Here is an 11,615-nt window from a genome sequence, read left to right as displayed (position 1 = left end):
GAACCGTGGTTAAATTCGACTCCCCATCGTCCCTCGTCGCTGATAAGGGATGGAAATTGGGTTCCGATCCAGTAGCTGTATCCTGTTTTACTTTCAAACGAGCCTAACATCCCTTGCTTGAGAGCTCCTTCGTAAGGATCGGTTTTAGACATCGCACCGCTGATAAAAAATAACGAATCATCCAAAAATTCGCTCCATCCGTCTCCGATTCCATTGACCAAGGCAAACGCCGTTGCGGTATGGAGCCCTCCAACTGTTTCCATGGCACCGCCTGGAGTTGCTTGATCGATCATGTTGTTGGCATACGTGTATTGAAATCCGGTGCTGTATTGTTTGTCATCGTAAGGTACTGCGATGATTCCGACCATATCAATATTATTCGTTTGGTTAGAACCGTTCCCTGAATAAGGTGTTCCTGCAAATCGCGGTTCTGCTTCGCTCATCCCGCGTCCGGCGCAGAATTTAATATAAGAACCGTCCAATCCACTCAACTCTTCAGTACCGAATTTCGCACTGGCACCGTCGAACTCGACATTGACCGTATGGGCAAGCGGTGATGAAGCTTTTAAGTCATCACGCAAATTGATGAGATGACCTTCGGTTGAGGGGCGGCGACCGATGCTAACCGTCCATGGAACATCGGCACCCATAAACTCATCATCGTTATAGAAAAAATAAGCGGAGCGGACGCGTAGGGTATCGTCATACGCGGCTTCATTACTAATCCAGTCAAAGCCTTCCATTGCAGAGCTCGCTGTTGTTGCCGCGCGTTCACCGAATGTTTTGTTGTAAGCGAGTTGCCCGACAAAACTAAGATTTTTGGTTGCGGCATAGCTCATATTGAGCCACAAACGGTTGCTGAGCAGGGCATCATTTTTGTGTGTTGAGCCGTCTGCCATTTTATAGTCGATATTATCGACGCTCGTTCGTAAATCAACCCCGAATTTAAGATTATTTCCGTTGGTTTTTTTGTTGAGACCGTCAATTTGATCTTGGAGGTCTTCGAGTGTTTTGGTAACATCTTTTGACTCATCCGATGATGCAACTTTTGTTTTAGGTACATTGTTATTGTCGGTAGCACAGGTGTTGTCTGTCACTGCATTTTGACGTTTAGTACCTGCTTTTTCCCCTTTTAGAGCATTCAGTTCCGCTTTGAGTGCCGCCATCTCTTTTTCCATTTTCTCAAACCGCTCTAAGAGGGCATCATCCGCATAAGCGCTTGTTGTTAGTAGTGCGGCCGTGATGACTGAACCTAAAATCCGTTGTCTCATCGTTTCTCCTTATTTAATGCTCTAGCATTGTCATGCGATGATATTAACAAAAATTATATAAAAGTAATTTGAATACGTGAAGTTTTGTGTGATAAAAACGTGACATAAACCAAATATTAAATACAGCTAAATTTAAGAGCTATTTCAGTATAATCCGCCCGATTTTCTCTCTTCTAAACGTTTTGACGTGAGAAAAAAATCGCAAGCGTTTGTCGCAGTTCTCGTGCACCCGATGTCTCATCGGCTCTGTTTGCGCTCGCCCAAGAAAACGAAGAACACAAATATTTCTCTATTAGGAGTCCCTTATGGTCACAATGAAAGACCTTCTCGAATGTGGTGTACACTTCGGTCACCAAACACGTCGTTGGAATCCGAAAATGAAAAAATACATTTTCGGTGTTCGTAAAAATATCTATATCATCGATCTTCAAAAAACATTGCGTTATTTCCGTAATGCGTATCAACAAGTTGTTGACGCTGCGGCTGAAGGTCAAACGGTTCTTTTCGTAGGAACTAAAAAACAAGCGCGTGTTGCGATCCGTGATGCGGCTGTTGCATGTGGTATGCCATACGTTGACAACCGATGGTTGGGTGGAATGTTGACAAACTTCCCGACAATCCAAAAATCTATCCGCAAACTTGACATCATCGAAGAGATGCAAGCAAACGGACAAATCAACCTTTTGACTAAAAAAGAAGCGTTGATGATGAATCGTCAAAAAGAAAAATTGATCGCATACCTCGGCGGTATCCGTCACATGAAAACATTGCCTGACATGATGTTCGTTATCGATGCGGTAAAAGAACACATCGCGGTTCAAGAAGCTCGTAACCTCGGTATCCGTGTTGTTGCACCACTTGATACTAACTGTGATCCTGACGTTATCGACATTCCAATCCCTGGAAATGACGATGCGATCCGTTCTATCCAACTTTTCTGTAAAGAAATGGCGGAAGCGATCAATGAAGGTAAAGCACTTCGCAACGGCGGAAACGACGAAGCGGTAGCAGACGAAGAAGTTGCAGCGGAAGTTGCAGTTGAAGCGGCTAGCGAAGAAGCAGCAGCAGTAGCAGAGGAAGCGTAATCATGGCAGAAATCACAGCAGCAATGGTCAAAGACCTCCGCACGGCGACAGATGCGCCGATGATGGATTGTAAAAAAGCCCTCACTGAATGTGATGGTGACATGGAAAAAGCGAAAGAATTTTTGCGTGACCGCGGTATGGCTCAAACAGCTAAAAAAGCGGATCGTGTAGCGGCTGAGGGACTTTTGGGTCTTAAAGTTTCCGATACATTCGCATCAGCTTCTCTCGTAGAAGTTAACTCTGAAACCGATTTCGTTGCTAAAAACGACGGTTTCATCAACCTCGTCGGAAACACGGCGGCACATGTATTTACGAGCGGTGTTAGCAGTGTTGAAGAGTTGAATGAAACATCGTACGAAACATCGACTTTCTCTGAGTATTTCACGGCTCAAGTAGCACGTATCGGTGAAAAAATCGTTGTACGTCGTTTTGCAACCCTCAATGCAGGTGCAAACGGATGTGTTAACGGTTACGTTCACTCAAACGGTCGTGTAGGTGTTCTCGTAGCGGCAACATGTTCTGATGCAAAAGTAGCAGAAGCGCTTGCTCCGATGTTGAAAAACATTGCAATGCACGCTGCGGCGATGAAACCGACGACATTGAGCTCTAAAGATTTCGATCCTGCATTCGTAGAAGCGGAAACTATCGGTCGTATCGAAGCGATCAAAACAGAGAACGAAGAGTTAGCGCGTTTGAAAAAACCACTCAAAAACGTTCCTCAATACATCTCAGCATCACAATTGACTCCTGAAGTTATGGCTGCGGCTGAAGAAGCGATCAAAGCTAAATTGCTCGCTGATGGGAAACCGGAAAAAATCTGGCCGAACATTATCCCTGGTCAATTGGCTCGTTTCGTAGCGGACAACACGACTTTGGATAAAGAGCTTGCACTTTTGGATCAAAACTACGTTATGGATGATTCTATGACGGTTGCCGAAGCGATTACTAAAGAGGCTGCTAAACACGGCGGTACTGCTGAAATCGTTGAATTCGTTAAATACGAAGTCGGAGAAGGTTTAGAGAAAAAAGTTGACAACTTCGCAGAAGAAGTCGCTGCTCAAATGGCGTAATTAAACCTTTTGGTTTGATTTTTGTCATTCCCGCGTAAGCGGGAATCCATCCCCCCTATATTTTTACTCCCTAAAACATTTTAACGACATTGTTCGGTTACACTTCCATTAGCTATTCTGATTTATGTTATTATTCGTTTGTGATTTAATAAATAGGAAACTGTAATAGTGATGAGCAAAGAGAATTCCGCATTGATGAAAATGAAGCGGTTATCGCTCCTTTTTGTCGAAGATAACGATGCATTACGGACTCGGATAACGGAGATGTTAGCGGATTATTTCTACCGTGTAGAGAGTGCGGCGGACGGGGTAGAGGGATTGGAAAAATATCATGAGTATCTCTCCCGAAATAAACCGTATGATGTCGTAATCTCTGATATCCGAATGCCCCGTATGAACGGGGTGGAATTTGCCAAAGAACTGCGCAGTATTCGAGAAGATCAGCCGATCATTATCCTCTCGGCACATGCGGAAGCGGAGTACTTGCTCGCACTGATCAACATCGGGATTTCACAGTTTATTACTAAACCGATAGAGTATCCGCAGATGTTTGATACCCTCTATAAAGTATGCGCTAAAATCGATGAGGCAACACCCGTTTCGTCTCTCTCTTCGTCAATCGTTGAGATCAGCGAAGAGGTGTTTTGGGACAAAGATAAAAAACTTTTGGTTGAAGAGGGGACGGCTGTTCCATTAACGAAATATGAACTTGTTTTGATGGAGCTTCTCATCGCGAAATTTGAACAGGTGTGCAGTTCGGATGAGATACTTTACCATTTTGACCGCCATAGCATCGAGGTGAGTTCCGATAACCTCCGAGGGCAGTTTATGCGGTTACGTAAAAAACTTCCCGATAAGGCGCTGAGCAGTATTTACGGGATAGGATACCGTCTCTCATCGGTATTATAGATTGACATTAGGAGTTTGAATGGTAGTAAGAGTATGGGCATTGGCAGTACTAACGGCTATGTCGCTGATGGGTGCCGATGAGATAGCATTGATCAAAAGTATTCAAGGGGATGTGACACTGAAGCGTGGAGCAGAGATCGTTAGCCTACACAAAGGGGGGGTGGTGTTTGAGAATGACATCATTCAAACCGGAGAAAAAGGGATGATAGGGTTGTCGTTTAATGACGGAACCCTTATTTCGATCGGACCGAAAAGTGTGTTAGTCGTGGATACCTATCTTTTTGCCCCTTCCCAAAAGAAATTTGCCTTTGATCTGACATTGCACAAAGGAACTGCCGCATTTGAATCGGGGAGAATCGGTAAATTGGCTCCCGAGAAGGTCCATTTCAAAACATCGCAGGGGATTGTCGGAATTCGCGGTACTAAATTTGTGGTAGAGGTTGAGTAGATGGAAGCGTTTGTACTTTGGAGTGCCCTTATTTTGGCGTTGCCGTTTATCACGAGTGAGCCTAAAACAACCGTCGTTTTGCTCGAAAACGGCGGAGCGCATAATGCCATCGATGTCAGTACCCAAGCAGGAAGCGTGAGCATCGATCAGCCCTACTACTATACGACCCTCAGTGCGCCGGAGAAAAAACCCTCTACGGTTGAAAAAGCTGATCCTTCTAAGATCAATGAGAGATACGGTACATTGGTAGAGGCTCTCGGGAGCAAAGCGACCTCTATCCTCTTTTATTTTGAACCGGGGACGGCGCAACTAACGCAAGCTTCCAAAGATCAGGTGGGTGAAGTGGTTCGGATAATCCGATCCAAAGAACCTGCCGCGGTTGATATTATCGGACATTCGGATCGCGCGGGAGATGCGGATAAAAACTATATCCTTGCATTGGATCGGGCAAAAGAGGTGGAAAAATTTCTACTCGATCAAAATGTAACATTGGAGCACTGTTCGGTCACGTCACACGGTGAAGATGATCCGATCATTCAAACTCCTGACGGTGCCGAAGAACCTCAAAATCGTCGTGTTGAAGTGATTGTCCGCTGAGTATGAGAGCTGTATCGATAACGAGTGCAGCGTTAATCGCTACGGTTCTGTACTATATGCTTTGGTGGAGCGCACCGCTCCTTGCTTATTTTGATCACAAACTATACGATCATCTCAATAGTGCATTTCCGACCGCTCATACACCCGACTCAACTATTGTGGTTGAGATTGACGACAAAAGTTTAAAAGCGTTCGGACAATGGCCGTGGCCTCGGATGATAACCGCAAAACTGATCGATACCCTGTCGCGTGCCAACCCCTCTGCCGTTGTTCTGGACATGGTTTTTGCCGAAAAGGATCGATCGTCACCCCAGACTATTGAGGCGTACTATCGAGATGTATTGGATCTCAATATTAGCATAAGCGGTATTCCTAGAGAGTTGAGAGATAACGATGCGATTTTAGCCGATACGATCGGGAGTACTAAAACCATATTGCCGGTATTTTCTGATGGCAGTAGCGAGGGCGAGGGGTGCAGTGTCCCACATTTGGTCAATGTCTACTCCGCGTTTGAGAGGGATCGGTTGTATACGATCGACTCATTGGTTTGCAGTATGCCGATTTACCAACATCGTGCCTCCCGAATCGGACACATTCATGCGCTTGCCGATAGTGACGGAACGTTTCGTCGCGTATCGATGCTGGTTCGCCATAAAGACGAATTGATCCCGACGCTCGGAGTTGCGGCTGTCGCTTCGGTATCGCCGAGCGTGCAAACGTTCCCCGTCTCCGTGTTTAGAGGGGATATGGGATTGGAAGTAGCGGGTGAAGATGCACGAATGGATAAGGAGGGGAGTGCACTTTTGACATTTTACCCTCGTGAGAGCTATTCACGTGTTTCTGCCTATGATCTTCTCAGTGGTACGGTTGATCCCGCACGTTTACGGGGCAAATTTGTCCTGATCGGAGGGACGGCGTTAGGGTTAGATACGTGGCATACGATTAGTGATGGGACGATGATCGCAGGGGTCTATGTCCATGCCACCGTGATAGAGAATCTTCTCAACGGCGATATGAGAGTTCAGCCCTCTCTCTATCCTAAACTCAATATTATCCTCTCCTGTATGATCGCGACGGGATTGCTCCTTCTCATGCGGCGAAAGCGCTATTTGAGTGTTTTGGCGGTTGTTTTCATCGTAACGGCTATCGCATCGGGGGTAACCTATCGGTTATGGGGTGAGGGGATTTACCCCTCTGTTGGATATTTGATCGTTCCGTTACTGCTGTATCTCTTTGTTTTGGCATTGCTGATGTTTTTTATCGATTATCGGAACAAAAAGAGATTTATCGAAGAGATAGGGCGCAATGAAGAGGAGATAGCCTACCAAAAAGCGATGTTGTTCCAACAATCCAAACTGGCGGCGATGGGAGAGATGATCGACAATATCGCCCACCAATGGCGCCAGCCGCTTAATCTGCTGGGAGTGATTATTCAAGAGAGCGAATATGCGTACGGTGCAGGTAAAGTGGATCGCGAGTATCTTCGAAAAATGTCCTCCGAATCGATGGAACAGATCCTTTTTATGTCGCAGACGATCGAAGATTTTCGCAATTTTGTTAAACCCGATCAGATCAATGCTCCGTTTGATCTCAACGAATCGGTGGAACAATCGATTCGGCTGCTCTCAGCGATGTTCGAATCGCATTCGATCGGGATCGATGTCCATTACAGCCAAGAGCCGATGAGCCTTTGGGGTTCGCACAGCGAGTTAAAGCAGGTGATGATCAATCTGCTCCAAAATGCCCGTGATGCGTTGATCGAAAACCGCATTTCAGCTCCTGCCATCACCGTTCGTGTTTTCGGAGATCATACGTATGGGGCGGTGAGTGTACAAGACAACGGCGGCGGAATCGCACCCGAAGTGATGGAACGGATTTTCGAGCCGTATTTCACGACGAAAGAGGAGGGGAAAGGGAGCGGCATCGGTCTGTATATGTCCTATGCGATCATTCGGACGAAAATGGGGGGGATGATTAGCGCTTCGAATGTTGAAAACGGCACGGTGTTTACAATCATGATCCCTCTGTATACTCCCCCCTCGTCCTAATGACATTTTTTAAACCTTTTTCCCTATAATTCCTCTATGACACTTTTAAAAGCAACATCACTATCACACGCCTTTGATTATCCTCTCTTTGAGGATGTATCGCTGAGTCTAAATGCCGGAGAATCGATTGCGATCGTCGGCGTAAGCGGAAGCGGAAAATCGACGCTGATGCATATCCTCTCCTCCCTCTTGCATCCGTTAAAAGGGAAAGTAGAACTTTTCGGAGAGGATATTTATCGCCTCGATGACAAATCCTTGGTCAAACTGCGCCGTAATGATTTGGGGATGATCTATCAAAGCCATTATCTCTTTAAAGGGTTTAGTGCGTACGAGAACCTCGAAGTGGCAACCTTGCTCTCCGGCGAGAGTATCGATCCGACATTGATAAAACGGTTGGGGATTGAACACGTTATCAATCAAAAAGTGACCGAACTCTCCGGCGGACAGCAACAACGGGTCTCTATCGCGCGGGTGATGTCGAAAAAACCGCGACTTATTTTCGCCGATGAACCGACGGGAAATCTCGATCATGCAACGGCACTCGAGGTGATGGGGATTTTTGATGATTATTTGAAACAGCATCAAGCCGCGATGATTTTAGTCACCCATGATGAAGCGTTGGCGGCACGATGTAGCCACACCTATCGTATGCAAAACGGCAATCTGAGCGAGGGGTAAACGGATGGAGTGGGCTGCAATCTTTAGTGAAGGCCGCACCATCGCTTTTATTTTGCTCTTTACCCGTTTTACCGCCCTTTTTATGGCAGTGCCTATCTTTTCCCACATGAATATCCCTATCTCGATCAAAGCGGCGATGGCATTTTTTTTCACCGTCTTTTTTTTCGGTGCCCTCCCGCCGCTGCATATCCCTACCGATGCCCTTAGTCTCACCGTAGCGGTACTGGGAGAAATGCTTTTTGGGCTTGCCGTTGGGGTTGTATTACAGCTGGCATATCATGTGATTACCTTTGCGGGGGGGCAAATTTCGTTTATGATGGGATTCTCCCTCGCTTCAGCGATTGACCCTCAATCGGGGGTATCGATGCCGATTATCAATCAGTTTTTAGCATTGTTGGCATTGATGGTTTTATTGGTATTTGATTTGCATCATTGGATACTGTTGTATGCATCGGCTTCGATCTCCGCCGTCCCGTTAGGGGGATTTATGATGACCCCCTCGCTCTTTCAATACATTATGCATGCGATGACCAATATGTTTGTGGTAGGATTTATGATCGCTTTTCCGATCACGGCGTTATCGATGCTGGCGGATCTCATTTTCGGGATGCTGATGAAAACGATGCCTCAATTCAACTTGCTCGTTATCGGGATGCCGATTAAAATCGCGGTATCGTTCGTGGTTCTAATGGTAACATTGGGGGCAACGCTTATGATTGTGACGTCTCAAACCCAAAATGCCTATAATTTCCTTGAAAAATTATTCTAAATAGGCTTTGGATGATTGTATAACAGGTTGCAAAGCGTGGCGGATCGCAATGATTTTTTCGGGGTTGTCACTGCATCGCATCGGAGCACTTTTGGAACTGAAAATAGCTTCGTCGATAGGGGCGCTTCCGGTGCAAACCAGCACGTCATCCACCAAGATGGTGCTTTGGGTGAGCGTTACGCGGGAGATGTAAAGTTCGGTATTACGGTATTGAATCAGAGATAGCGGATCATTGCGGGGATCTTGAACGATGAGTTTGAGGGTACTTGCGTGTTTAGTCGCCGATAAAAACCCTTTGCTCAGGTGTGAATGATGGTATGAGGGGGTAACAATGAGGATCGAAGAGCTGTTTTTAAAGGCCTGAGTTATTTCGTGGACAAAACGGCTATGGTGGTCGGGGAACAGGTAGGTACTCTCATGTGCATAAAGTGCCGTGAAAATGAAAAGAAATCCCAGATGTTTTATCATTTAACTTTTTTTTAGTTACAATGATACCATTTAGCTTTTGATAGAACAAGAAGATACTTTAGAGGGGTAGCAATGAAGATTTTGCTTTTTAACGATAATCCGGTAGTTCGAAAACTGGTGGCTCTCAGTGCGCAAAAAACGAAAGACGATTTAAGTGTAGTGTGGTCAGCGGATGAGGTCGAAGGGAGTGAATACGATTTGCTCATTGTGGATGATGCACTGTACAGCGATGATCTATTTGAATCATTGGATCAAAAAATCCGTGTTAAAAGCAAATTATTGATGGCAACACGAGGAAACGGAGTTCCTGAGGGGTTTGACAATGTCCTCAATAAACCGTTTTTGCCAACTGATCTGGTCGATATGTTGGTCAAGATCGAAAAAAGTGCGGTAGGATCATCAAATGCGAAAGCGGCAAATGGTGAAGAGAGCCCTATGGCTGCACCACTCTACTCGATCAATCTCGAAGATACCCTTCCAGAAATCGAACGTCCAGAGGGTAGATCCCTCGATTTAGAAGATTTGGACGGGGATGACAATGATTTTGATTTCGGTAATTTAGAGGATTTTGAAGATAAACTTCCCGAAACGGGCATTTTAGATCACGAAGAAGTTCAAGAAGTTCAAGGGCTTTTGGAAGATACCGAAGAGGAGCCAATGGAGATGGAAGAGGATATTTTGGTTCAAGGGATTGATGAACTTGAAATGCCAAAAGAAGAAGAGGATGACCTTTTGGGTGATCTGGGGGATGATTTCTCATTTGATGAAGTACCTGCAGCCGACAAGATTGAAGAAGAAATGCCAAGTTTTGATGATGTCTTGGACGATGAGATGCTCAAACTCGATGAAGAAAGCGCAGATAAAGAGCTTTTGGATGAAGAGGAATTCGGAGATCTTGAATTGCCTTCATCGTTAGATGAATTGAGCGGTATCGTCGAAGAAGAACCTAAAGCCGAGGAGCCTATCGGATTTGATGAAGAAGCGGACTTTGATGAAGAGATTTCATTGGATGAAGCCGATGACTTGGATGAGAGTGCTTTAGAGGACATGGATATGTCAGGTTTGATGGATGATGGTAATTATCTGGAGCAACTGGAAGCAAAAATCAATAGCGCGGTGAACGGATTGGAACCTGAAGAACTTGATCGAGAACTCTCATCGGATGATTTGGATGAGAGCCTAATGGCGGATTTTGATTTAGATCTTCATGAGAGTAGCGAAGAACCAAAAGGGGAGATGAGCGGTTTGGATGAACTTGATATGCTTGATGAGATGGAACTCAAACGTGCCATCGGCGAAGAGGTAGATGAAGAAGAGGAACTCGAAGCGTTCAGCGCAGATGAAGATGGTGGATTCAGTGACGATGAGATCGAGGATGATCTTGTGGATGAAGAATTCCCTGATGCAATGATCGAGAAAGAGCCGGAGGTAGAATCGTCTGCCACCCCTACAGAAGGGGTTGAAGCCCTTCAAGCTCTTCTCAAAGCTCTATCCAATGAAGATGTTGCCAAATCACTTAAGGGGATGAACATCAGTATTAATATTAATTTCGGAAACGGCGCATGAATCGTCACAGTGGCGCAATATTAGTGTTGTCCGGACCAAGCGGTGCAGGAAAAAGCTCGCTGATCCATAAAATAACAGACCATATCGGACCGACTTACTTTTCGATTTCTACGACTACGCGTCCTATACGCGAGGGGGAAGTAGACGGGGTACATTACCATTTTGTCAGTGAAGAGGAATTCAAACATGACATTGAGCAAGAGATGTTTTTGGAGTACGCAGTCGTTCACGGAAACTACTACGGAACCTCTCTCGGGCCGGTAAAAAAAGCGCTCAAAGAGGGCAAACTGGTTATTTTTGATATTGATGTTCAGGGGCATGATGCGGTTCAAAATCGCCTCAGTGACATAACGACTTCGGTTTTTATTACGACTCCGACACTGGCAGAATTAAAAAAACGGCTCCATAACCGTTCTACCGACACTGATGCGGTCATTGCGGGACGAATCGAGATGGCGAAACGGGAAGTTCAGCGGATCAGTGAGTACGATTTTTTAGTCGTGAATGATAATTTGGAAGAGGCATCGGAAATTTTGATCTCCATTGCCAAAGCGGCACGGATGAAAATCCCGACGTTGCAAATCAACGAGTTTGTCCACAAATGGGAAGAAGAAAGTTAAAGCGATAACAAAAAGATATACGTAATCTCATAAGGACGATTACAGCAATCTACCGTTATACTGCTCCAATTTATTTTTAATGGACA

At 45.4% G+C, this 11,615-nt stretch carries 12 protein-coding genes; 10 read left to right on the top strand and 2 right to left on the bottom strand.

All coding sequences use genetic code 11. From position 1 onward, the window contains the following. On the bottom strand, positions 1 to 1,271 hold a 1,271-nt coding region (locus tag VFW36_RS09935; RefSeq protein WP_329658658.1), incomplete at its 3' end, for a DUF3373 family protein. Between the two features lie 305 nt (positions 1,272 to 1,576). Here VFW36_RS09935 and rpsB point away from each other — a divergent pair. The 8 genes from rpsB (at position 1,577) to fliR (ending at position 8,875) form a co-directional block, all read left to right on the top strand. Next, the gene (gene rpsB / locus VFW36_RS09930; RefSeq protein ID WP_329658657.1) at positions 1,577 to 2,356 is read left to right on the top strand and encodes a 30S ribosomal protein S2; all 780 of its coding nucleotides are present in this window, start codon (positions 1,577 to 1,579) and stop codon (positions 2,354 to 2,356) included. 2 nt (positions 2,357 to 2,358) lie between these two features. After that, a complete protein-coding gene (tsf, locus tag VFW36_RS09925; RefSeq protein ID WP_329658656.1) occupies positions 2,359 to 3,426 on the top strand; it encodes a translation elongation factor Ts in 1,068 nt (355 codons plus the stop codon). Between the two features lie 171 nt (positions 3,427 to 3,597). Further along, a complete protein-coding gene (locus tag VFW36_RS09920; RefSeq protein ID WP_329658655.1) occupies positions 3,598 to 4,335 on the top strand; it encodes a response regulator transcription factor in 738 nt (245 codons plus the stop codon). A 19-nt stretch (positions 4,336 to 4,354) separates the two neighbouring features. Next, a complete protein-coding gene (locus VFW36_RS09915; protein WP_329658654.1) occupies positions 4,355 to 4,783 on the top strand; it encodes a FecR family protein in 429 nt (142 codons plus the stop codon). Then, positions 4,784 to 5,380 (top strand): OmpA family protein, encoded by a 597-nt coding sequence (locus VFW36_RS09910; protein WP_329658653.1) that lies wholly within the window; start codon positions 4,784 to 4,786, stop codon positions 5,378 to 5,380. A gap of 2 nt (positions 5,381 to 5,382) precedes the next feature. Beyond that, positions 5,383 to 7,428 carry a CHASE2 domain-containing protein gene (locus VFW36_RS09905; RefSeq protein WP_329658652.1) on the top strand — a complete coding sequence of 682 codons (2,046 nt, stop codon included), beginning with the start codon at positions 5,383 to 5,385 and terminating at the stop codon, positions 7,426 to 7,428. A gap of 36 nt (positions 7,429 to 7,464) precedes the next feature. Continuing rightward, complete coding sequence (locus tag VFW36_RS09900) at positions 7,465 to 8,106, top strand: ABC transporter ATP-binding protein (RefSeq protein ID WP_329658651.1); 642 nt, start codon at positions 7,465 to 7,467, stop codon at positions 8,104 to 8,106. A 4-nt stretch (positions 8,107 to 8,110) separates the two neighbouring features. After that, on the top strand, positions 8,111 to 8,875 hold the full coding sequence (fliR, locus tag VFW36_RS09895; protein ID WP_329658650.1) for a flagellar biosynthetic protein FliR: 765 nt from the start codon (positions 8,111 to 8,113) through the stop codon (positions 8,873 to 8,875). Here fliR and VFW36_RS09890 read toward each other — a convergent pair. Beyond that, the gene (locus VFW36_RS09890) at positions 8,867 to 9,343 is read right to left on the bottom strand and encodes a hypothetical protein (RefSeq protein ID WP_329658649.1); all 477 of its coding nucleotides are present in this window, start codon (positions 9,341 to 9,343) and stop codon (positions 8,867 to 8,869) included. The two genes, fliR and VFW36_RS09890, sit on opposite strands and share 9 nt — an antisense overlap. 72 nt (positions 9,344 to 9,415) lie before the next feature. Here VFW36_RS09890 and VFW36_RS09885 point away from each other — a divergent pair, with 72 nt between their 5' ends. Both VFW36_RS09885 and gmk read left to right on the top strand, forming a co-directional pair. Continuing rightward, positions 9,416 to 10,909 (top strand): hypothetical protein, encoded by a 1,494-nt coding sequence (locus tag VFW36_RS09885; RefSeq protein WP_329658648.1) that lies wholly within the window; start codon positions 9,416 to 9,418, stop codon positions 10,907 to 10,909. After that, on the top strand, positions 10,906 to 11,529 hold the full coding sequence (gmk, locus tag VFW36_RS09880) for a guanylate kinase (protein ID WP_329658647.1): 624 nt from the start codon (positions 10,906 to 10,908) through the stop codon (positions 11,527 to 11,529). The genes VFW36_RS09885 and gmk overlap by 4 nt, the downstream gene beginning before the upstream one ends. Positions 11,530 to 11,615: the final 86 nt, after the last annotated feature.

The sequence above is a fragment of the Sulfuricurvum sp. genome, assembly GCF_036279695.1.
Classification (GTDB): Bacteria; Campylobacterota; Campylobacteria; order Campylobacterales; family Sulfurimonadaceae; genus Sulfuricurvum.
This window is presented reverse-complemented; position numbering and strand designations above follow the sequence as displayed.

Bases quoted from the DNA above. Each gene is read 5' to 3' on its own strand.
- VFW36_RS09920 (WP_329658655.1), top strand. From the start codon at position 3,598: ATGAGCAAAGAGAATTCCGCATTGATGAAAATGAAGCGGTTATCGCTC.
- gmk (WP_329658647.1), top strand. From the start codon at position 10,906: ATGAATCGTCACAGTGGCGCAATATTAGTGTTGTCCGGACCAAGCGGT.
- fliR (WP_329658650.1), top strand. From the start codon at position 8,111: ATGGAGTGGGCTGCAATCTTTAGTGAAGGCCGCACCATCGCTTTTATT.
- tsf (WP_329658656.1), top strand. From the start codon at position 2,359: ATGGCAGAAATCACAGCAGCAATGGTCAAAGACCTCCGCACGGCGACA.
- VFW36_RS09905 (WP_329658652.1), top strand. From the start codon at position 5,383: ATGAGAGCTGTATCGATAACGAGTGCAGCGTTAATCGCTACGGTTCTG.
- VFW36_RS09885 (WP_329658648.1), top strand. From the start codon at position 9,416: ATGAAGATTTTGCTTTTTAACGATAATCCGGTAGTTCGAAAACTGGTG.
- VFW36_RS09910 (WP_329658653.1), top strand. From the start codon at position 4,784: ATGGAAGCGTTTGTACTTTGGAGTGCCCTTATTTTGGCGTTGCCGTTT.
- VFW36_RS09900 (WP_329658651.1), top strand. From the start codon at position 7,465: ATGACACTTTTAAAAGCAACATCACTATCACACGCCTTTGATTATCCT.
- VFW36_RS09915 (WP_329658654.1), top strand. From the start codon at position 4,355: ATGGTAGTAAGAGTATGGGCATTGGCAGTACTAACGGCTATGTCGCTG.
- rpsB (WP_329658657.1), top strand. From the start codon at position 1,577: ATGGTCACAATGAAAGACCTTCTCGAATGTGGTGTACACTTCGGTCAC.
- VFW36_RS09890 (WP_329658649.1), bottom strand. From the start codon at position 9,343: ATGATAAAACATCTGGGATTTCTTTTCATTTTCACGGCACTTTATGCA.